A 20,747-nucleotide genomic window follows, 5' to 3' on the forward strand; every position below is an offset into this window, starting at 1 on the left:
TTCCTCCCAACTTAAAGTGCTTTACAATCCGAAGACCTTCTTCACACACGCGGCATGGCTGGATCAGGCTTTCGCCCATTGTCCAATATTCCCCACTGCTGCCTCCCGTAGGAGTCTGGACCGTGTCTCAGTTCCAGTGTGACTGATCATCCTCTCAGACCAGTTACGGATCGTCGCCTTGGTGAGCCATTACCTCACCAACTAGCTAATCCGACCTAGGCTCATCTGATAGCGCAAGGCCCGAAGGTCCCCTGCTTTCTCCCGTAGGACGTATGCGGTATTAGCGTTCCTTTCGAAACGTTGTCCCCCACTACCAGGCAGATTCCTAGGCATTACTCACCCGTCCGCCGCTGAATCGAAGAGCAAGCTCTTCTCATCCGCTCGACTTGCATGTGTTAGGCCTGCCGCCAGCGTTCAATCTGAGCCATGATCAAACTCTTCAGTTCAATACTGCTTGGGTTTTTAAGAAACCCTAAACTTGGCTCAGCAATCTCAAATGACTACTATGATTTCTCATGTGGCCACTTGTGATGCTGATAATCTTGGCGACTATCAAACCGTACTCACAAGCACCCACACGAATTGCTTGATTCAATTTGTTAAAGAGCGGTTGGTTGAGCGTTTCGTCTCAACCGAGGCGCGCATTCTACGCTTTCCTCTGTGTCTGTCAAGCGTTTATTTCGAAGTATTTTGCGAGAAACTCGTTCAACTTCAAACACTTGACTCGCTTGCGATCTCTCGTAGCGGGAGGCGAATTCTACAGCGTTACAACCTGCTGTCAACTGCCTTTTTCACCGCTAACGATCTTTCGATCGAAGCCCTTGCAGCATCTCTGAAACTTCTAACTCTTTGAAACTCAAGGAGTTTTCCGCTCCAACTACGCTGGAAGTGGGGCGCATTATAAGGGCTCACAGGAATGCGTCAAGCACTAATTCAACACGTTGCAATAATCCTGTAACAGAGGTGATGAACAGCGCACGCCACCTACAGAAGCATGCTCAGCTTTAAAGGACGCCCGCCGCGCGCAGCTGCCGCAATGCCTGTTCATCCAACCCAAGCAGCTCGCTCAGCACTGCCTCGGTGTGTTCCCCTAATAGAGGCGGCGCCTGGCGATACTCCACCGGCGTCTCGGACAGCCGAATCGGGCTAGCCACCTGCGGCACGCTACCTGCGAGTGGATGTGGGATACTCAGCGCCAGCCCTCGGGCCAGCACCTGCGGGTCCTGGAACATCTGCGCCAGGTCATTGATCGGCCCACACGGCACGCCGGCCAACTCCAATTGCGCAACCCACTCGGCCGTCGTCTTGAACACCGTCGCCTGACGGATCAGCGGAATCAGCTCAGCGCGATTGGCAACGCGCTGCTTGTTGGTGGCAAAGCGTGGATCGTCCGCCCACTGCGGCTGACCAGCTACCTCGGCAAACTTGCGGAACTGCCCGTCATTACCCACGGTGAGAATGAAATCGCCATCGGCGGTAGGGAAGTCCTGATACGGCACTATATTAGGGTGCGCATTACCCAGGCGCCGCGGTGCATTGCCGGTGGTGAGGTAATTCATCGCCTGATTGGCCAGGCAGGCAACCTGCACATCCAGCAGGGCCATATCTATATGCTGGCCGACGCCAGCCTGATCGCGATGGGCGAGGGCGGCCAGAATCGCTACGGTGGAATACAACCCGGTAAGAATATCCGTCAGCGCTACGCCAACCTTGACCGGCCCCGCACCCGCTTCCCCTTCAGGCCGGCCGGTCAGGCTCATCAGCCCGCCCAGCCCCTGAATCATGAAATCGTAGCCAGCACGCTTGGCATAAGGCCCGGTTTGGCCAAAGCCTGTGATCGAGCAATAGATAAGCCTGGGGTTGACCGCCTTCAAGCTTGCGTAGTCCAGGCCATAGGCCGCCAGCCCACCGACCTTGAAGTTCTCGATGACGATATCCGACCGGGCCGCCAGCTCACGCACCAGGCGCTGGCCCTCCGGCTGAGTGAAGTCGATGGTCACCGAACGCTTGTTACGGTTCGCCGACAGGTAATAAGCAGCCTCGCTGGTGTTCTCGCCATAGGCGTCCTTGAGGAAAGGCGGCCCCCAGGCGCGAGTATCGTCACCCGCACCTGGCCGCTCGACCTTGATCACGTCGGCGCCAAGGTCAGCGAGGATCTGCCCGGACCATGGCCCGGCCAGTACACGTGAAAGGTCCAGCACCCGCAGATGGGAAAGCGCACCCATGGCCCGGCTCCTCTATTAATAGAACGCCTGGATACCGGTCTGGGCGCGGCCAAGAATCAGCGCATGGATGTCATGGGTGCCTTCATAGGTGTTGACCACCTCAAGGTTGACCAGGTGACGCGCCACGCCGAACTCATCGGAAATGCCATTGCCACCGAGCATGTCCCTGGCCAGTCGCGCGACCTCCAAGGCCTTGCCGCAAGAGTTACGCTTCATGATCGAGGTGATCTCGACGGCTGCGGTGCCTTCGTCCTTCATCCGCCCAAGGCGCAGGCAGCCTTGCAGGCCCAGGGTAATTTCAGTCTGCATATCAGCCAGCTTTTTCTGGATCAACTGGTTGGCTGCCAGCGGGCGGCCAAATTGCTGGCGGTCGAGGGTGTACTGACGTGCGGTGTGCCAGCAGCTTTCGGCTGCGCCCAACGCGCCCCAGGAGATGCCGTAGCGGGCCGAGTTGAGGCAGGTGAACGGGCCCTTCAGGCCGCGCACCTCTGGGAAGATGTTTTCTTCAGGGACAAACACGCTGTCCATGACGATCTCGCCGGTAATCGAGGCGCGCAGGCCAACCTTGCCGTGAATCGCCGGTGCACTCAGGCCTTTCCAGCCCTTTTCCAGAATAAACCCACGGATATCACCGGCGTCATCCTTGGCCCAGACCACGAATACATCAGCGATCGGGCTATTGGTGATCCACATCTTGCTGCCGCTCAGGCTGTAACCGCCCTCGACCTTGCGCGCACGGGTGATCATCGCCCCCGGATCAGAACCATGGTTAGGCTCGGTCAGGCCAAAGCAACCGATCCATTCGCCACTGGACAACTTGGGCAGGTATTTCTGCTTTTGCGCTTCGCTGCCAAATTCGTTGATCGGCACCATCACCAGCGACGACTGCACGCTCATCATCGACCTGTAGCCGGAGTCGATGCGCTCCACCTCGCGGGCAATCAAGCCATAGCACACGTAGTTCAAGCCGCTGCCACCGTACTGCTCTGGGATGGTCGCGCCGAGCAGGCCGACTTCACCCATTTCACGGAAAATCTTCGGGTCGGTCTGCTCATGGCGGAACGCCTCGACCACGCGCGGCGCCAGCTTGTCCTGGGCGAACTGATAAGCGCTGTCGCGGACCATGCGCTCCTCTTCAGTGAGCTGCTGATCGAGCAGCAACGGGTCGATCCAGTTGAAGCTAGCTTTACCGGCCATGAACGTAATCCTCGAATAGGGGGCAGGGCAGTAGGGTCATGGAATGATCCTAGGCCCGATCATCAGCCACGACAAACGACTATTACGCACCTACTAGTGATATTTCATCACTCCGTATATCTTCAGCATTCGTAATTGCTGCACATATAAGTGAGGTTGACGTACATGCGGCGTAAGATCCCCAGCACGACTGCCCTGATCTGCTTCGAGGCAGCAGCTCGCCACGAGAGCTACACCAAAGCCGCCCTTGAGCTGGCCCTGACCCAAGGCGCCGTGTGTCGCCAGATCGCTGCGCTGGAGGCGTTTCTCAACGTCGAGCTGTTTCGCCGCTCCAGGCGCGGGGTGCAATTGACCGAGGCCGGCTTGTCTTACAGCCGCCAGGTCAGCACTCAGTTGGATGCTGTCGAGCGCGACACCTTGTCGGTGATGCGCCAGCAGGGCGCCAATGTGATCGAGCTGGCGGTGGTCCCAACCTTCGGCACCCAATGGTTGCTGCCAAGGTTGAAGGACTTTCAACAGCGTCATCCCGAGGTGACCGTCAACCTGACCAACCGCACCCGGCCGTTCCTGTTCGCCGACACCGCATTCGACGCAGCGATCTATTTCGGCGATGGCGACTGGTCAGGCACCGAGTCGCACCGACTGATGAGCGAGAACCCATTGCCGGTCTGCAGCCCCTCACTGCTGCAGGGCCAGCTGGAACTGAGCGCTAAGCAGATCGCCGAGCTGCCTTTACTGCAGCAGACCACCAGACCCTACGCCTGGCGGCAATGGTTCAGCAGCCTGGAACTGAACATCGAGCGCGACATGACCGGTCCGCGCTATGAGCTGTTTTCGATGCTGGCTCAGGCGGCCATGCATGACATGGGCATCGCCCTAATTCCCCCATTCCTGATTCAACAAGAGCTGCAGCAGGGCAGGCTGATGGTCGCTAACAGGCATGCGCTGTCCAGCACCAAGGCCTACTATCTGATGATTCCCGAGCGCAAGGTCGCTTCAGCTTCACTGCGCGCGTTCCGAGATTGGCTGGCAGAGCAAGCCCGTATTTACGTAGAGACGCACGGCACAAAGCAGACAAGCTGACTCTGTAGTCAAATATTTTAAACACCTACAGATATACTGTTATGTCGCATATATGAAAACTGTAACGCTAACTGCCTAAATCGCTATAAACCCAGTAAAGACGGGGCTTTCAGCGTCTTTTACGACCTCGAGCATGCTAGCTGCGAAATCACCAAAAAATAATTCGTTTTATCGTCTAATCTGCCAAAAGCCCGTACTAGAGCGACCCCGACTGGTTACTTGCGACATACGGTCACAGGGTGACTTGTAGTTATGCATCGGTATCACTCCAGAATTGGTTGATGGCCGCTGTGTTCCTCTGCAAAATGCTTCGCCCGCCCGGGATTCGGCGGGTTCGAGCCTTATGGCTGCGTCGCTGGCGTTGCGGTGTTGACCGTGCGCCTGCTGGCTTAAATAACGATAAGAAGGTCCGCAGGAGAAAAGTCGTGCACATTGGTGTTCCTCTCGAGACGCAGACGGGCGAAACGCGGGTCGCTGCGACCCCCGATACCCTCAAGAAGCTGGTTGGCCAAGGCCATCAGGTCACCGTCCAACGGGGGGCCGGGCTTAACGCCAGCATTCCGGACAGTGCCTATGAAGCCGCAGGCGCCACCCTTGGCAGCGCTGCCGATGCCTTTGGCGCGCAACTGGTGCTCAAGGTCGTTGCGCCGTCTGATCAGGAGCTGGCCCTGATCAATCGCGGCAGCCTGCTGGTAGGCATGCTCAACCCCTTCAACAGCGAACTGATCGGCAAGATGGCCGAATGCGGGATTACCGCCTTCGCCCTCGAAGCGGCGCCGCGTACTTCGCGGGCGCAGAGCCTCGACGTACTGTCGTCGCAGGCCAACATTGCCGGTTACAAGGCGGTGCTGTTGGCAGCCCATCATTACCCGCGCTTCATGCCGATGCTGATGACGGCGGCGGGTACGGTGAAAGCCGCCCGCGTGCTGATTCTGGGCGCCGGTGTCGCAGGGCTGCAGGCGATCGCTACTGCCAAGCGTCTGGGCGCGGTGATCGAGGCGTCGGATGTGCGTCCGGCAGTCAAGGAGCAGATCGAATCGCTCGGCGCCAAGTTTCTCGATGTGCCGTTCGAAACCGATGAAGAGCGCGAATGCGCTCAAGGCGTCGGCGGCTATGCGCGACCAATGCCGGCCAGCTGGATGCAGCGTCAGGCGCAAGCCGTGCACGAACGCGCCAAGCAGGCCGACATCGTCATCACGACCGCATTGATCCCGGGCCGCAAGGCTCCCACCCTGCTCAGCGCCGAAACCGTGGCGCAGATGAAGCCCGGCTCGGTGGTCATCGACCTGGCTGCAGCGCAAGGCGGCAACTGCCCGCTGACCGTGGCCGACCAGGTCGTGCTGGAGCATGGCGTGACCATCGTCGGCCCGACCAACCTGCCTGCCCAGGTCGCGGCCGATGCTTCGGCGCTGTACGCACGCAACCTGCTGGACTTCATGAAGCTGCTGTTCGACAAGGACGGTGCGCTGGTGATCAACCTCGAAGATGACATTGTTGCTGCGTGCCTGATGTGCCGCGACGGCAATGTCATCCGCAACAACGGTTAAGGAGCACAGCTATGGAAGACATGTTGATTTCCCACGGCATCTACAACCTGATCATCTTCGTGCTGGCCATCTACATCGGTTACCACGTGGTCTGGAACGTGACCCCGGCACTGCACACACCGCTGATGGCGGTGACCAACGCGATCTCGGCGATCGTCATTGTCGGCGCCATGCTCGCTGCCGCCCTGACCGTGACCCCAGCAGGCAAGATCATGGGCACCCTGGCCGTGGCCCTGGCCGCGGTCAACGTCTTTGGTGGCTTCCTGGTCACCCGGCGCATGCTCGAAATGTTCAAGAAGAAAACCAAGAACGAGGCGCAGAAGTAAGCATGAGCATGAATCTGGTAACGCTTCTCTACCTCGTCGCTTCGGTCTGCTTCATTCAGGCATTGAAGGGCTTGTCACACCCGACCACATCACGCCGCGGCAACCTGTTCGGCATGATCGGCATGGGCATCGCCATGCTCACCACGGTGGGCCTCATCTACAAGCTCGGCGCCGAGCTGGCCACTGCCGGTATCGGCTATGTGCTGCTGGGTCTGCTGATCGGCGGCACTGCCGGCTCGATCATGGCCAAGCGCGTCGAGATGACCAAGATGCCTGAGCTGGTCGCCTTCATGCACAGCATGATCGGCCTGGCGGCGGTGTTCATCGCCATCACCGCCGTGCTTGAACCGCAATCGATGGGCATCGTTGCTGCTATCACTGATCCGATCCCGACCGGCAACCGCCTGGAGCTGTTCCTCGGCGCTGCCATCGGTGCGGTGACGTTCTCCGGCTCGGTAATCGCCTTCGGCAAGCTTTCGGGCAAGTACAAGTTCCGCCTGTTTCAGGGTGCACCGGTACAGTTCGCCGGCCAGCACAAACTCAACCTGATCCTGGGCCTTACTACTATTGCCCTCGGCCTGCTGTTCACCTTCACCGGCCATTACAGCGCGTTCACCCTGATGCTGATTCTGGCGTTCATCATGGGCGTGCTGATCATCATCCCTATCGGCGGTGCCGACATGCCGGTGGTGGTATCGATGCTCAACAGCTACTCAGGCTGGGCCGCGGCCGGTATCGGCTTCTCGCTGAACAACTCGATGCTGATCATCGCCGGTTCGCTGGTCGGTTCGAGCGGTGCGATTCTCTCGTACATCATGTGCAAGGCGATGAACCGTTCGTTCTTCAACGTCATCCTTGGCGGCTTTGGCGGCGCAACCGACAGCGGCGCAGCAGCCGGCAGTCAGGAGCAACGCCCGGTCAAATCCGGTTCCGCTGATGATGCGACGTTCCTGCTGAGCAATGCCGACACCGTGATCATCGTGCCGGGCTACGGCCTGGCGGTGGCCCGCGCGCAGCATGCGCTCAAGGAGTTGACCGAGAAACTTATCCACAACGGCGTGACCGTCAAATATGCGATCCACCCGGTGGCAGGGCGCATGCCTGGGCACATGAACGTGCTCCTGGCCGAAGCCGAAGTGCCTTACGACCAGGTGTTCGAGATGGAAGACATCAACGCCGAGTTCGGCCAGGCCGATGTGGTGCTGGTGCTGGGCGCCAACGACGTGGTCAACCCGGCGGCGAAGAACGATCCCAAGTCGCCCATCGCCGGCATGCCGATCCTTGAGGCATACAAAGCCAAGACCGTCATCGTCAATAAACGCTCGATGGCCAGCGGTTATGCCGGTCTGGACAACGAGCTGTTCTATCTGGACAAGACCATGATGGTGTTCGGCGATGCCAAGAAGGTCATCGAAGACATGGTCAAAGCCGTCGACTAAGCCGCTGCTATATAGATAGTCAAAAACCCCCGGAGCTGTATGACCGGGGGTTTTTGCATTTGCCTGATCCAGATCAACGGCGCGGCGCCGAGGCCGCTCATACGACCATGGTCGTGGGACGGAGCAGGGCGAAATCACTAGACTGCGCATCTAGCTTGAGTAGCCTGAGATAACAATCCATGTACCGTGATCGTATCCGCTTGTCCTCCCTGCACAGCAAGGTAATGAGTGCGGCCGATGCCGCTGCCCTGATCGAGGACGGCATGACCGTCGGCATGAGCGGCTTTACCCGCGCCGGCGAAGCCAAGGCCGTGCCGCACGCACTTGCCGAGCGCGCGAAAACCTCGCCGCTGAAAATCACGCTGATGACCGGCGCCAGCCTGGGCAACGACCTCGACAAGCAGCTGACCGAAGCCGGCGTACTCGCCCGGCGCATGCCGTTTCAGGTCGACAGCACACTGCGCAAGGCGATCAACCAGGGCATGGTGATGTTCATCGACCAGCACCTGTCGGAAACCGTCGAGCAACTGCGTAACAAACAGCTGCCGCTGCCGGACATTGCCGTCATCGAAGCGGTCGCGATCACCGAACAGGGCCACATCGTGCCGACCACCTCGGTGGGCAACTCGGCCAGCTTCGCCATTTTCGCCAAACGGGTGATCGTCGAGATCAACCTGTCGCACAACCCCAACCTCGAGGGTTTGCATGACATCTATATCCCAAGCTACCGGCCGACCCGCACGCCAATCCCGCTGACCAAGGTCGACGACCGTATCGGCAGCCCGGCGATTGCCATCGACCCGGCCAAGATCGTCGGCATCGTCATCAGCAATCAGCCCGACTCGCCGTCTACTGTGCTGGCTCCGGATGACGAGACCCAGGGCATCGCCAACCACCTGATCAACTTCCTCAAGAGTGAAGTCGAAGCAGGGCGCATGACCAACAAGCTTGGCCCGCTGCAGGCTGGCATCGGCAACATCGCCAACGCGGTAATGTGCGGCCTGATCGACTCGCCGTTCGAAGAACTGACCATGTACTCCGAAGTACTCCAGGATTCGACCTTCGACCTGATCGACGCCGGCAAACTGAGCTTCGCCTCAGGCAGCTCGATCACCCTGTCGAGCCGACGCAACGCCGATGTGTTCGGCAACCTCGAGCGCTACAAGGACAAACTGGTCCTGCGCCCGCAGGAGATCTCCAACCACCCTGAAGTGGTGCGGCGTCTGGGCATCATCGGCATCAACACAGCGCTCGAATTCGACATTTATGGCAACGTCAACTCGACCCATGTCTGCGGCACGCGGATGATGAACGGCATTGGTGGCTCGGGTGACTTCGCCCGCAACGCGCACCTGGCGATCTTTGTCACCAAGTCGATCGCCAAAGCGGGCGCGATCTCCAGCGTAGTGCCGATGGTCAGCCACGTCGACCATACCGAGCACGACGTCGACATCCTCGTCACCGAGCAGGGCTTGGCCGACTTGCGTGGCCTGGCCCCGCGCGAGCGGGCTCGGGTGATCATCGACAACTGTGTCCATCCCGATTACCGGGCGGCGCTGAACGATTACTTCGAGCGCGCCTGCCAGCGTGGCGGGCACACGCCGCACATTTTGCGCGAAGCGCTGAGCTGGCATGAAAACCTGGAAGAAACCGGGCGCATGCTGGTCGGCTGACTGCAAATGAGCAGGCTGGTTTGACCTCCTACGAAGCCGCGTCGTGTACTTTTTGCCTCAGGCAGAAGGTGCTCGACGCGGCTTTGTGCTGCCTGAGTGCTTGGCAAGCAAACGCAACAAAACAGTTTGAATGCTTTAACTTAATTAAACTGTACTACTGTACCGGTAAATACTGACCCAATCGGCAAGTCAGGCAGTCCCAACAGCCATAAATGCACCATAATGATGCACACCAGTACAGTTTCGCCAATTAACAGTGCAACAGTCGTGTTATGCAGTTAACTGAACCCGCCCAATACAAGTGAACTGTACCTACTGTTATGGACACAAGAGGAGGATCATTGGCATCAGTTAAATCACTACCTAATGCCGCCACAAGCGGAAGGAAGACATATCATGGAACGCACCCTCAGTTCCGGTCTGGTTTTTGAAAGCAACAGCCAATCCAACACCTCGCTGCCTCTGCGCGCTTTGTCCACTCTGCTCCTGTGGCAGCGTCGCATCGCCAGCCGCCGTCAACTTGCTCGCCTGGATGGTCGCCTTCTGGCTGACGCCGGTATCAGCGAGTCGCAGCGTTACGAAGAGCTGAGCAAGCCATTCTGGCGCTAAGCTCCGGCTTGCCGGCCCAGGCCGGCACCGAGAATTCCTGAAACCCGTCACAGGCAACTGTGACGGGTTTTTTGTTTTTACGGCTGATACGTGACTCCATATCTCGGCAACCAGTACAATTCAATGATTTTAGGTTTATACCAGTACAGTTTGCACGTATGCTGCGTCACATCCAGAAACAGCAACGCGTGATACGCTTGCGCTAACGGCCGGTGAAATAAAGTACCGTTACAGGCCGAGTGAGCGTCCGATAACCACAAGCACACCGCCCTTATCTGCAGGAGTCATCGCCATGTCCCGTAACCACTTGCTGGGCGCCGCCCTGTTGCTGACCCTGACTGGCACAGCCAATGCCACCAGCTTCATCGTCACCACCGATGCCGTAGTCGGCGCTGTTGCTGCCACTACCGATGCCACCTCCGACGTGACCTCGTCATTCCGTGACGACAAGATCGTCAAGGCTGCGCGCGACGATGCCGCCAGCTTTGTTGGCAGCGAAGGTGTGATTCGTGGCGCCAAGCTGGAAAGCGCTTTCCGTCACATCCGCCAGCAGGCGCCAACCCTGCAGGCCAGTGATGCCCAACTGGCGCAGGCGATCCTTGCCCTGTAACACCGCCCTGCGGCACACCCGGGTGCACTGGCTCTGCGCCGTGTATTCGGGTTAGCCTTCGCCCTCCGAGTTCAAGCCTGCCAAACCCATGCGTTATCTTTCGCCATTGCTGATTGCCCTCGCCGGGATGGGCAGCGCCCATGCCATGGATGTCTCGACCCAGAGCCTGGTTGTCACTGGCTACGTCACCAGCAAGGTGACCAGCGCACCGTTCGATCGCAAGCTGATGGTGCAGGCCCGTGATGATGCCGCAGCCTTTGTTGCCACCGACGGTCTGATCCGTGGTGTACGCCTGCAGGCGGCACTGCGCACCTTGCGCCATCATGCTGGCTATCAATCTGCTGACGATCTTGAACTGGCAGAAGCAATTCTCGTCCAATGATTCAATTCGCCTCCCTGTATTAGTTTGGAGATGCTCCATGCGTAAATCGCTGATCGCCGCTTCCCTCGGCATGCTGCTCCTGGCCGACCTGGCCCATGCACAGACTCTGGTGGCTACCAGCAATATCATCGTCCGCGCCTTTGGCCGTTCGATCGATTTCACTTCTGATACCACCACTTCGATCCGCGACTCGAAGATCGTTCAGGATGCCCACGACGACGCCGCCAGCTTCGTTGCCAGCCGCGGTGATATTCGCGGTGCACAGCTTGAAGCGGCACTCAATACCATTCGCCAGCGTGTGCCTGAAGCACGCGACGCCAGCGATCAGGTGCTCGCCGAAGCTATTCTGGCGCTGTGAAGCGTATGCGTGCCTGGCTGCTGGGCAGCGTCCTGACGCTGCTGGGCGCGCCCGCGCTGGCCGACCTGCAGCTCGATCTGCAGGCTGACGGGCTTGACCAGCAACAACAGCAAGCCACCCAGGCGCTGCTTGATGAAGCGCTGGCAAAGCTGCCGCCGCGGTTCAAGCAACAGCTGGATCGGCGCGTGCAGGTCAGCTGGAGCGAGCACATGCCCGCCGACGCTTATGGCCAGGCCTCGCTGGTGTCCACGCTTGACCTGAACCGGCGCTTGCTGCCCGCGCTTGCCGATGGCAGCGCGGCCACCCAGGCCACCGGCCGGCCGCACGGCACGGTACGCCAGGAGCTGCTGGCCACCGTCCTCCACGAACTCACCCATATCTATGACCGCGCCCGCCTGTGGCCCAGCGCCGATCGCCTGCTGATCAACCGCTGCAAGCGCCAACAGGACACGCTGGGCAAGATCGGCCTGCCAGAGGAATGCCGCGGCGAAGGCGAACGACGCTTCACCCTCAGCGATGATCCACGCCTGCTCGACCTGGCCGGCTGGCCGCAGTATGTCGGCCGCCGCGGCGAGCGTGAACAGCACAACAACCAGTTGGTGCGCAGCCCTGACAGTTATGAGCTGAGCAGCCCGAAGGAATACGTGGCGGTCAATATGGAGTACTTCCTCCTGGACCCAAGCTACGGCTGCCGCCGGCCGGCCCTCAATCAGTACCTGCGCGAGCACTTTGGCTGGGCGCCGCAACAGAACGAATGCGCGAAAACCCTGCCATTCATCAATGCCGGCAATGACTTCGCCCGCCAGCCGTTGGGGGAAATCGACCCCGAGCGGGTTTACGAAATCGACTACCTGCTGGCCGAAGCCAACCAGAACCTGGTCAGCCGCTGGGGCCACAGCATGCTGCGCCTGGTGATCTGCGCACCGGGCCGGCCACGTGGCCCAGATTGCCGGCTGGATCTGGACCAGAGCCTGGTGCTGTCGTACCGCGCCTTCGTCAACGATGTGCAGCTGTCCAGTTGGTCTGGCCTGGTCGGCGCTTATCCGTCACGCCTGTTCGTTCTGCCGCTGAACCAGGTGATCGACGAGTACACCAAGACCGAACTGCGCAGCCTTGCCTCGGTGCCGCTCAAACTCAGCCGCGCTGAAGTCGAAAACGTCGTGCGTCAGGCGGCAGAGATGCACTGGAGCTACGACGGCAACTACTGGTTCCTGTCCAACAACTGCGCAGTCGAAGGACTCAAATTGCTGCGCAGCGGCAGCGCCAACCCGCGCCTGAAAGACCTCGACAACATCATGCCCAACGGCTTGCTCGAGGTGCTCAAAGGCCGCGGCCTGGCCGATACCAGCGTGCTTGAGGACCGCCGCGAGGCACTGCGCCTGGGCTATCGCTTCGACTCCTACCGCGACCGCTACCAGGCCATGTTCGACGTGCTCAGAAAGCAGTTGCCGGTCAAGCAGGTCGAAGTTGAAGACTGGCTGGCGCAAGATGCCGAACAGCGCCAGCCATGGTTCCAGCGGGCCGATCTGCGCACCAGCGCGGCATTGCTGCTGCTCGAACAAGCGGCGCTGCGCCGGCAGTTGCTGCTGGCCCAGGACGAGGTCAAGCAGCGCTACCTGAATTCCACCGCGCTGAAGGACGGCACGGTCGACAAGGCCAACGCCACCTTGCAGCAGATGCTGGCCAACAGCGGCTTCCTCAGCCGCCCGGCAGAGCTGCTGGGCACCGATGGCTACGGCTTGCCGCAACCCGACGAGCGCAAACAGCTGGAGCAGGTCAGTCGTGAGCGGCAGGCGCAGTTGTTGCGCCTGAGCACCGACCTCGATACCGAAGTTCGCGCCTTGCTCGACCCGGCGCGCGGCAAGGAGATCAAAGCGGTGGAAGCCAACGTCAAGCAGATCGGTGAGCACCTGCGCGCCCTGCACAAAGCAGCTGGCGGCTTGCAACTGCCCTGAACAGAAGCCGCCGTTACCAGCAACGGCGGCTTACAGCGCTTCTTCGGCTTCTTCCGGCAACTGTTCATCCAGATGCAGCCAGGCTACCCGGCTGCTGGTCCAGATATGCCGATTGGCCTGGACTCGCTCTGGCTGATCCAGGGTTGCCACGGTCACATCGATACTCTGCGGGCTGTGCTCAGTGCTGAGGGCCACATGCGCGCCACAGTCGCCACAAAAAAACCGACTGCAACTGGCAGGCGCCACATACAGCCGCGGCCGCCCCTTGAGCCAGCGAAAGTCGCGCCTGGGCAGGGTGATCCAGGTCACCACCAGGCCACCGCTGACGCGCCGGCAGATCGAGCAATGGCAATGCGCAACATCGTTCAGATCGCCCTCCAGGCGATACCTGATGGCGCCGCAATGGCAGCCGCCCTCGACAAACTCAGACATGATTACCTCTCGTCACCTTGGCGCCAGCGAAAGCTGGCTGAAAGCTTGCGCTCATAGGATAGCCCCCACTACCGGCACAAGACCGGTCAGCCAGGGTACCCGGACCAGTCCGCACCCGGCCCAATCAACAACAACAATGGTGATTCTGATGTCTTCCTGTGTCCGCCTCTTCGCAATACCCCTCCGGCTATTCCAAGCACAGCGCCCCACGCGCTGATCCGCCCGAAGCATTTTTTTTAATTCGTCGCGCCACGCCTGGAGTACTGCCATGCTGACCTTCCTCGGCTTTGCCATGGTCATCACCTTCATGTACCTGATCATGACCAAGCGCCTCTCGGCCTTGATCGCGCTGATCCTGGTACCGATCCTGTTCGCCCTGTTCGGTGGCTTCTCCTCCGAAATCGGCCCGATGATGCTGCAAGGCATCACCAAGCTCGCGCCAACCGGCGTGATGCTGATGTTCGCCATTCTCTACTTCGCCCTGATGATCGACTCCGGCCTGTTCGACCCGGCTGTACGGCTGATCCTCAAGGCGGTCAAGGGTGACCCGCTGAAAGTCTCGGTCGGCACCGCAGTGCTGGCCCTGGTGGTCTCGCTCGACGGCGACGGTGCAACCACCTACATGATCTGCTGCGCCGCCATGCTGCCGCTGTACAGCCGCCTGGGCATGAGCCCGCGGATCATGGCCGGCCTGATCATCCTCGCGGGCGGGGTCATGAACATGACGCCATGGGGCGGGCCGACCGCTCGCGCCGCTAGTGCCCTGCATGTAGACCCGTCCGACATCTTCGTACCGATGATCCCGGCCATGGCCTTCGGCGTGGTGGCGATCCTGGTCATCGCCTACATGTACGGCAAGCGTGAGCGGGCTCGCCTGGGTGAACTGCACCTGCCGACCGACGACATCGACCACAGCGCTATCAGTGTGTCGCAGTTCCCTGAAGCACGCCGGCCGAAGCTGATCTGGTTCAACGGTGCCCTCACCTTGGCCCTGATGGTCGCGCTGATCGCTGGCCTGCTGCCACTGCCGGTGCTGTTCATGGTTGCCTTCAGCATCGCCATGATCGTCAACTACCCATGCCTGCAACAGCAGAAGGACCGCATTGCGGCCCACGCCGGCAGCGTGCTGGCAGTGACCGGGCTGATTTTCGCCGCGGGTATCTTCACTGGCATCCTGTCAGGCACCGGCATGGTCGACGCCATGTCGAAAAGCCTGCTGGCAGTCATCCCGGACGCACTCGGCCCGTACCTGGCTGTGATCACCGCCCTTGTCAGCATGCCGTTCACCTTCTTCATGTCCAACGATGCCTTCTACTACGGTGTGCTGCCGGTGCTGGCCGAAGCGGCCAGCCACTACGGCATCACCCCGGTGGAAATGGCCCGCGCGTCGATCGTCGGCCAGCCGGTGCATCTGCTCAGCCCGCTGGTACCCTCGACCTACCTGCTGGTCGCGCTGGCCGGCATCGAGTTCGGCGATCATCAGCGCTTCACGCTCAAGTGGGCAGTGCTGGTGTGCATGTGCATAATGCTCGGCGCACTGCTGCTGGGGACTTTCCCGCTGTTCAGCAGTCTCTAATTCATAAGCCCTATCGCGCTGCGTCCCTATCGGGCGCAGCGCCTTTTTACGTTTGAAGGAATACATATGGAATGGCTGACCAGCCCAGAAATCTGGGTTGCCTTTTTGACCCTGACGGCACTTGAGATCGTCCTCGGTATCGACAACATCATCATGATCTCGATCCTGGTCAGCCGCATGCCCAAGCACATGCAGCCGCGTACCCGGATCTTCGGTCTGGCCCTGGCCATGGTCACGCGGATCCTGCTGTTGCTGTCGATCACCTGGGTAATGCGCCTTACCGCCGACCTGTTCGAAGTGTTCGGCCAGGGCATCTCCGGGCGCGACCTGATTCTGTTCTTCGGTGGCCTGTTCCTGCTGTGGAAGAGCTCGCAAGAGATCTATCACGGCCTGGAAGGTGAAGACGAGAGCAGCGACGGCCCGAAAGGCGCTGGTGGCAAGTTCCTCTACACCATCATCCAGATCGCCATCATCGACATCGTGTTCTCGCTGGACTCGGTGATCACTGCAGTCGGCATGGTCTCGCACGTGCCGGTAATGATCGCCGCGATCGTCGTGGCGGTGCTGGTGATGATGCTCTGCGCTGGTGCTATCAGTAACTTCATCGACAAACACCCGTCGCTGAAGATGCTCGCGCTTTCGTTCCTGATCGTCGTCGGTACCGTGCTGATCGCCGAATCTTTCGATGTGCATGTGCCGAAGGGCTATGTCTACTTCGCCATGGCGTTCTCGCTGGCGGTAGAAGCCATCAACATCCGTATGCGTACTGCCCGTGCGCGCAAGGAAGGCGCCGAGCCTGATGCGGTGAAGCTGCGTAAGGACGTGCCTGGTCAGTAAGCCTGGCAGTTGCAGATAAAGGCCCTTCGGGGCCTTTTTTGTGGGCGGCGCCCCGGCGCTCCTGCACCAGTGAAATGTTTCAAATAGGTTTCAGCCATGCCAAGCTGGCAGCAGACGCACAAAACGACTAAAGCTTGAGTGAGCACTGGGACAACCACCCAGCCCCGGGCCAGGCTCACGGCTTCATTTTTTGGCCCCGTCTTGGGGCAATTGCAACGGGGGCCTTGCCTATGCTGACTCTGCTCAATCTGCTTTCGGCGGTCGCGCTGCTGGTGTGGGGCACGCACATTGTACGTACCGGGATCCTGCGGGTGTATGGCTCAAACCTGCGCCGGGTGATCAGCCAGAACATGAGCAAACGCCCGCTGGCGTTTCTCGCCGGCATCGTCGTCACAGCCATGGTCCAGAGCAGCAACGCCACTGCCATGCTGGTGACCTCGTTCGTCGGCCAAGGCCTGATGGCGATGACCCCGGCGCTGGCAATCATGCTCGGGGCCGACGTCGGCACCGCGCTGATGGCCAGGGTGCTGACCTTCGACCTGTCGTGGCTGTCGCCCCTGCTGCTGTTCATTGGGGTGATTTTCTTCCTCTCGCGCAAGCAGACTCGCCTCGGCCAGATGGGCAGGGTAGCGATTGGCCTTGGCCTGATCATCCTGGCCCTGCAACTGATCGTGCAGGCGGCCACGCCGATCACCCAGGCACAAGGGGTCAAGGTGCTGTTCGCCTCGCTGACCGGGGATATCCTTCTCGACGCCCTGGTCGGCGCCCTGTTCGCGATGATTTCCTACTCGAGCCTGGCGGCTGTGCTGCTCACCGCAACCCTGGCCGGCTCGGATCTGATCAGCCTGCCGGTGGCCATCGGCCTGGTGATCGGCGCCAACATCGGCAGCGGTCTGCTGGCCTTTCTGACCACCAGCATGCAGAACTCGGCAGGCCGCCGGGTGGCACTGGGTAGCCTGCTGTACAAGCTGATCGGCCTGCTGCTGATGATCCCGGTGCTGCACCCGCTGGTCGACTGGATGGACACCCTCAAGCTCAGCCCGCAGGAACTGGTGATCGGCTTCCACCTGCTCTACAACACGCTGCGCTGCGTGCTCATGCTGCCGACCGTGACGCCGATGGCGCGGCTGTGCAACTTCCTCCTGCCGGAGCGCGAAAGCAGCAACGGCCAGATCCGCCCGCGCCATCTCGACCCGTCCGCGTTGCAAACGCCAAGCCTGGCGCTGGCCAACGCCGCCCGCGAAACCCTGCGCCTGGGCGACATCGTCGAAAGCCTGCTCGAGGCCATGCTCGCCGCCTTGCGCGGCACTCAGACCGCATTGCCGCAGCAGGTCCGCGCCTACACTGAAGACGTCGACGCCCTGTACAGCGCGATCAAGCTGTACCTGGCGCAGATGGACCGCGAGGACCTCAGCGCCCAGGACAACCGGCGCTGGGCCGAGATCATCGAGATCTCGATCAACCTGAAGATGGCCAGCGACCTGGTCGAGCGCATGCTGCGCAAGGTCCAGCAGCAAAAGACCTCACAGCGCCGCGAGTTCTCCCAGGTCGGCCTGGAAGAGCTGACCGGCCTGCAGGAACAACTGCTGGCCAACCTGCGCCTGGGCTTGTCGGTGTTTCTCAGCGCCGACCCGGAAAGCGCGCAATTGCTGCTCCGTGAGAAACGCCGCTTCCGCGCCCAGGAACGGCGCCTGGCACACGCCCATGTCAGCCGTTTGCAACGCAAAGTGGTGCAGAGTATCGAGACCAGTTCACTGCATCTGGAGCTGATCGCCGACATGAAGCGGTTGAACTCTTTGTTCTGCAGCAGTGCCTATGTGGTACTGGGCGGCTCGGACACCGGCGGGCTTATGCTCGACAGCGTGCCGGACGAAGCCCGCCAGCCCTGACCTGCACCATCTGGAGACCCCTGCTCGCCTATGCGTAGCCTGATGTTGATTTGCCTGCTGATCTGCAGCCTGCCGACCCTGGCCCTCGACCGCTCCAAGGTCGAAGGCTACCTGTTGCCCAACGGCCTGCAGGTCATCCTCAAATCCGGCTACGAGCGCGACCATGTCGCGATCCGCCTGATCGTCGGGGTCGGCCTCGATGACTTCGAGTGCGACCAGCGTGAGCTGCCGCACCTGCTCGAGCACCTGCTGTTCAGCGGCATCGATGAAACCGGCGAGGGTGGCCTGGAAGAACGCATGCAGGCACTGGGCGGCGAATGGAATGCCTACACCAGCAGCGCCGACACCACCTTCGTGATCGAGGCCCCGGCGCGCAACCAGCGCAAGGTGCTCGACCTGCTGCTGGCGGCCGTTCGCGATACCAAAATCGATGCCAAGGCCCTGGCCACTGCCAAGCAGATCATCGAGCGTGAAGACGGCGGCCACTACGGCCACCTGCAACGTTGGCTCGACCGCCAGGACATCGGCCATCGCACCAGTGACCAATTGGCAGTCGAGCTGGGGCTGAAATGCCCGGCGCGCTCCAACCTCGACGACATGACTCTTGAGCAAGTGCAGGCCCTGCGCGACCACTGGTACGCAGCCAACAACATGACCCTGATCGTGGTCGGCGGCCTTGACCGCTTGCTGCCGGCCTATCTCGAACGCAGCTACGGCGAGCTGCCGGCGACCGAGCCCGGCGAGCGGCGTAACCTCGACAGCATCAGCCAACAGGCCGAGCAGCGACGCGACCTGACCCGCGGCTGGCTGGGCGACAGCGTCAAACTGCACTGGCTGTTCATCGAGCCGGTGCTGGACAGCGGCCACGAGCAGACCCTCGACCTGGTTTCGCGTTACCTGGAGTGGGCAGTCTACGACCAGCTACGCCTGCGCCACGGCCTGTCCTACGGGCCTTCGGTGCAGCGTGAAAGCTTCGGCGACAGCGGCATGCTCAGCCTCAACGCCGACCTCGAGCGCGAAGACCTCAACGCAGCGATCAAGGTGTTGCAGGAGCTGTTCGAGCACCTGCGCAAAAACGGCCTCGACGCGGATACCTTTGCCCGCATCAAGGAAGCCGCCATCGCCCGCGAGAGCTGGAACAGCCAGGGCAACAGCGCCTTGGCCGACTATTACTGGGGCGCTTTGAACAACTACACCGACGGCCGCTTCAGCGACCCGATCCGCGCATTACGCCAGGTCAGCCTGAAACAGGCCGACGCCGCCTTGCAGGAGTTGCTCAAGGAGCCGGGGTACGTGCGCATCGAGCAGCCGCTGCTTGGCTATGACGAACTGTACGGCCTGGTGGCTTTGCTGCTCGGTGTGATTCTCGCCCTGGGCCTGCTGCGCCGTCGCCGTCACACACCGAGCAAGCCCAGCGGCGCTACACGCCAGCGCTGATTCAGCGGTATCCTGTGCAGAGCCATCGCGGGGCCGCCGCGATGGTGGCCCCCATACTCTTTCTGTAGCCCGTCCATGCCGCCCATCCCGCATATCGTCCAGCGCATCATCGAACTGCTCAAACGCTACCCAGGCGTTATCGCGCTGGGCGGCTTCCTCTCCGGGATCGGCAGCTTCATCCTGGTCGACCGCCAGGCCGGGCTGGCGAGTTGGGTGGCGATCCTGCTGTTGGTCAGCTGGATATGGCTGATGCTGGAGAACACCCTGACTGGTTTGTTCGCCCGCACCTTCAAGCGGGAGATCCCGCAGCCGCTACTGCGCTACGCCACGCAGATGATCCACCAGGAGAGCCTGTTCTTCGTCCTGCCATTCTTTTTCATCACCACCACCTGGAACAGCGGCCAGTTGATCTTTACCGGCCTGCTCGGCGCCGCTGGGGTGATCTCGATCGTCGACCCGCTTTACTACCGCTGGCTGGCGCCGCGGCGTTGGCTGTTCATGGCCTTGCATACCTTGACCCTGTTTGCCGCGCTGCTGACGGCGCTGCCGATCATCCTTCACCTGACCACCGCGCAGAGCTTCAAGCTGGCGCTGATCGCGGCCATGGCGCTGTCGTTCCCAAGCCTGGCCAGCAGCTTCCCGATCACCAACTGGCGCCGCGGCGTCGCGCTGGTACTGGTGACGCTGTCGGTGGGTGCCGGCGGCTGGCTGCTGCGCTCCTGGGTGCCGCCCGCCACGCTGTGGCTGACCGAAGTGGCGGTGAGCACCGAAGTGATCAACCGCCAGCCGGGTGATTCGCTGGATGAGATCCCGGTCAACCAGATTCGCGGCGCGGGGCTGTATGCATACACCGCGATCAACGCACCGCGCGGGCTCAACGAGCGGATCTATCACGTCTGGCAGTTGAACGGTAAAGAGGTCGACCGGATCGCCCTGGATATTCATGGCGGGCGCAAGGAAGGCTACCGCGCCTGGACCCACAAGCAGAACTTCCCGCCCAACCCGGTGGGCCGCTGGCAAGTCCGCGTGCTGACCGAGGACGGCCAGGTTATCGGCGTGCTGCGCTTCAAGGTGGTCGACGCTGCTGCGGCCCCAGCCAGCTGAGCAGACCGCCATTGCCCGGCAGCGCCCGCACTGCGCTATGATCGGTGCCTTCCTCGCGCACTGTCAGA

General features: G+C 60.9%; 19 protein-coding genes and 1 rRNA gene (1 of these 20 cut by a window edge). 16 read left to right on the forward strand and 4 right to left on the reverse strand.

The features are described 5' to 3' along the window. A 16S ribosomal RNA gene (locus CXQ80_RS23225) occupies positions 1-446 on the reverse strand (it extends 1,091 nt beyond the left edge of the window). 50 nt (positions 447-496) lie between these two features. Here CXQ80_RS23225 and CXQ80_RS24780 point away from each other — a divergent pair. Then, positions 497-853 carry a hypothetical protein gene (locus CXQ80_RS24780; RefSeq protein WP_157831772.1) on the forward strand — a complete coding sequence of 119 codons (357 nt, stop codon included), beginning with the start codon at positions 497-499 and terminating at the stop codon, positions 851-853. Positions 854-1,004: 151 nt separating this feature from the next. On the opposite strand, the gene CXQ80_RS23230 is transcribed toward CXQ80_RS24780, so the two are convergent. Then, entirely contained in the window at positions 1,005-2,225 is a 1,221-nt protein-coding gene (locus CXQ80_RS23230) for a CaiB/BaiF CoA-transferase family protein (protein ID WP_101322668.1), read from the reverse strand. Positions 2,226-2,240: 15 nt separating this feature from the next. Further along, complete coding sequence (locus CXQ80_RS23235) at positions 2,241-3,422, reverse strand: acyl-CoA dehydrogenase (RefSeq protein WP_101322669.1); 1,182 nt, start codon at positions 3,420-3,422, stop codon at positions 2,241-2,243. A gap of 165 nt (positions 3,423-3,587) precedes the next feature. Here CXQ80_RS23235 and CXQ80_RS23240 point away from each other — a divergent pair, with 165 nt between their 5' ends. The 10 genes from CXQ80_RS23240 (at position 3,588) to CXQ80_RS23285 (ending at position 13,404) form a co-directional block, all read left to right on the forward strand. Continuing rightward, positions 3,588-4,505, forward strand: coding sequence for a LysR family transcriptional regulator (locus tag CXQ80_RS23240; protein WP_101322670.1), 918 nt, complete (start codon positions 3,588-3,590; stop codon positions 4,503-4,505). A gap of 425 nt (positions 4,506-4,930) precedes the next feature. Next, positions 4,931-6,052, forward strand: a complete 1,122-nt coding sequence (locus CXQ80_RS23245) for a Re/Si-specific NAD(P)(+) transhydrogenase subunit alpha (RefSeq protein ID WP_101322671.1) — start codon at positions 4,931-4,933, stop codon at positions 6,050-6,052. Positions 6,053-6,063: 11 nt separating this feature from the next. Then, positions 6,064-6,378 carry an NAD(P) transhydrogenase subunit alpha gene (locus tag CXQ80_RS23250; protein ID WP_101322672.1) on the forward strand — a complete coding sequence of 105 codons (315 nt, stop codon included), beginning with the start codon at positions 6,064-6,066 and terminating at the stop codon, positions 6,376-6,378. Between the two features lie 2 nt (positions 6,379-6,380). Then, positions 6,381-7,817, forward strand: coding sequence for an NAD(P)(+) transhydrogenase (Re/Si-specific) subunit beta (locus CXQ80_RS23255; protein ID WP_101322673.1), 1,437 nt, complete (start codon positions 6,381-6,383; stop codon positions 7,815-7,817). Between the two features lie 179 nt (positions 7,818-7,996). Further along, a complete protein-coding gene (locus tag CXQ80_RS23260) occupies positions 7,997-9,490 on the forward strand; it encodes an acetyl-CoA hydrolase/transferase family protein (RefSeq protein WP_101322674.1) in 1,494 nt (497 codons plus the stop codon). Between the two features lie 396 nt (positions 9,491-9,886). Beyond that, on the forward strand, positions 9,887-10,099 hold the full coding sequence (locus tag CXQ80_RS23265; RefSeq protein WP_101322675.1) for a DUF1127 domain-containing protein: 213 nt from the start codon (positions 9,887-9,889) through the stop codon (positions 10,097-10,099). A gap of 292 nt (positions 10,100-10,391) precedes the next feature. Continuing rightward, entirely contained in the window at positions 10,392-10,709 is a 318-nt protein-coding gene (locus tag CXQ80_RS23270; RefSeq protein ID WP_101322676.1) for a DUF2388 domain-containing protein, read from the forward strand. Between the two features lie 88 nt (positions 10,710-10,797). After that, positions 10,798-11,091, forward strand: a complete 294-nt coding sequence (locus CXQ80_RS23275; protein WP_101322677.1) for a DUF2388 domain-containing protein — start codon at positions 10,798-10,800, stop codon at positions 11,089-11,091. 37 nt (positions 11,092-11,128) lie between these two features. Continuing rightward, positions 11,129-11,449 carry a DUF2388 domain-containing protein gene (locus CXQ80_RS23280; RefSeq protein ID WP_101322678.1) on the forward strand — a complete coding sequence of 107 codons (321 nt, stop codon included), beginning with the start codon at positions 11,129-11,131 and terminating at the stop codon, positions 11,447-11,449. Continuing rightward, positions 11,446-13,404, forward strand: a complete 1,959-nt coding sequence (locus tag CXQ80_RS23285; RefSeq protein WP_101322679.1) for a DUF4105 domain-containing protein — start codon at positions 11,446-11,448, stop codon at positions 13,402-13,404. Before CXQ80_RS23280 ends, CXQ80_RS23285 begins: the two co-directional genes overlap by 4 nt. 30 nt (positions 13,405-13,434) lie before the next feature. On the opposite strand, the gene CXQ80_RS23290 is transcribed toward CXQ80_RS23285, so the two are convergent. After that, positions 13,435-13,836, reverse strand: coding sequence for a GFA family protein (locus CXQ80_RS23290; RefSeq protein ID WP_101322680.1), 402 nt, complete (start codon positions 13,834-13,836; stop codon positions 13,435-13,437). 268 nt (positions 13,837-14,104) lie between these two features. On the opposite strand from CXQ80_RS23290, the gene CXQ80_RS23300 reads away from it, so the two are divergent. The 5 genes from CXQ80_RS23300 (at position 14,105) to CXQ80_RS23320 (ending at position 20,679) form a co-directional block, all read left to right on the forward strand. After that, complete coding sequence (locus CXQ80_RS23300) at positions 14,105-15,412, forward strand: CitMHS family transporter (protein WP_101322682.1); 1,308 nt, start codon at positions 14,105-14,107, stop codon at positions 15,410-15,412. Positions 15,413-15,478: 66 nt separating this feature from the next. Beyond that, a complete protein-coding gene (locus tag CXQ80_RS23305) occupies positions 15,479-16,249 on the forward strand; it encodes a TerC family protein (protein ID WP_101322683.1) in 771 nt (256 codons plus the stop codon). 230 nt (positions 16,250-16,479) lie between these two features. Further along, entirely contained in the window at positions 16,480-18,138 is a 1,659-nt protein-coding gene (locus CXQ80_RS23310; protein ID WP_101322684.1) for a Na/Pi cotransporter family protein, read from the forward strand. Between the two features lie 30 nt (positions 18,139-18,168). Next, on the forward strand, positions 18,169-19,575 hold the full coding sequence (locus CXQ80_RS23315; RefSeq protein ID WP_101322685.1) for a pitrilysin family protein: 1,407 nt from the start codon (positions 18,169-18,171) through the stop codon (positions 19,573-19,575). Between the two features lie 75 nt (positions 19,576-19,650). Further along, positions 19,651-20,679, forward strand: a complete 1,029-nt coding sequence (locus tag CXQ80_RS23320) for a DUF5924 family protein (RefSeq protein ID WP_101322686.1) — start codon at positions 19,651-19,653, stop codon at positions 20,677-20,679. Positions 20,680-20,747: the final 68 nt, after the last annotated feature.

Source organism: Pseudomonas sp. 02C 26, from assembly GCF_002843585.1.
In the GTDB taxonomy this organism is placed as follows: Bacteria; Pseudomonadota; Gammaproteobacteria; order Pseudomonadales; family Pseudomonadaceae; genus Aquipseudomonas; species Aquipseudomonas shirazensis.

Bases quoted from the DNA above. Each gene is read 5' to 3' on its own strand.
- CXQ80_RS23300 (WP_101322682.1), top strand. From the start codon at position 14,105: ATGCTGACCTTCCTCGGCTTTGCCATGGTCATCACCTTCATGTACCTG.
- CXQ80_RS23260 (WP_101322674.1), top strand. From the start codon at position 7,997: ATGTACCGTGATCGTATCCGCTTGTCCTCCCTGCACAGCAAGGTAATG.
- CXQ80_RS23290 (WP_101322680.1), bottom strand. From the start codon at position 13,836: ATGTCTGAGTTTGTCGAGGGCGGCTGCCATTGCGGCGCCATCAGGTAT.
- CXQ80_RS23275 (WP_101322677.1), top strand. From the start codon at position 10,798: ATGCGTTATCTTTCGCCATTGCTGATTGCCCTCGCCGGGATGGGCAGC.
- CXQ80_RS23265 (WP_101322675.1), top strand. From the start codon at position 9,887: ATGGAACGCACCCTCAGTTCCGGTCTGGTTTTTGAAAGCAACAGCCAA.
- CXQ80_RS23240 (WP_101322670.1), top strand. From the start codon at position 3,588: ATGCGGCGTAAGATCCCCAGCACGACTGCCCTGATCTGCTTCGAGGCA.
- CXQ80_RS24780 (WP_157831772.1), top strand. From the start codon at position 497: ATGACTACTATGATTTCTCATGTGGCCACTTGTGATGCTGATAATCTT.
- CXQ80_RS23270 (WP_101322676.1), top strand. From the start codon at position 10,392: ATGTCCCGTAACCACTTGCTGGGCGCCGCCCTGTTGCTGACCCTGACT.
- CXQ80_RS23315 (WP_101322685.1), top strand. From the start codon at position 18,169: ATGCGTAGCCTGATGTTGATTTGCCTGCTGATCTGCAGCCTGCCGACC.
- CXQ80_RS23255 (WP_101322673.1), top strand. From the start codon at position 6,381: ATGAGCATGAATCTGGTAACGCTTCTCTACCTCGTCGCTTCGGTCTGC.
- CXQ80_RS23320 (WP_101322686.1), top strand. From the start codon at position 19,651: ATGCCGCCCATCCCGCATATCGTCCAGCGCATCATCGAACTGCTCAAA.
- CXQ80_RS23310 (WP_101322684.1), top strand. From the start codon at position 16,480: ATGCTGACTCTGCTCAATCTGCTTTCGGCGGTCGCGCTGCTGGTGTGG.
- CXQ80_RS23280 (WP_101322678.1), top strand. From the start codon at position 11,129: ATGCGTAAATCGCTGATCGCCGCTTCCCTCGGCATGCTGCTCCTGGCC.
- CXQ80_RS23230 (WP_101322668.1), bottom strand. From the start codon at position 2,225: ATGGGTGCGCTTTCCCATCTGCGGGTGCTGGACCTTTCACGTGTACTG.
- CXQ80_RS23250 (WP_101322672.1), top strand. From the start codon at position 6,064: ATGGAAGACATGTTGATTTCCCACGGCATCTACAACCTGATCATCTTC.
- CXQ80_RS23305 (WP_101322683.1), top strand. From the start codon at position 15,479: ATGGAATGGCTGACCAGCCCAGAAATCTGGGTTGCCTTTTTGACCCTG.
- CXQ80_RS23235 (WP_101322669.1), bottom strand. From the start codon at position 3,422: ATGGCCGGTAAAGCTAGCTTCAACTGGATCGACCCGTTGCTGCTCGAT.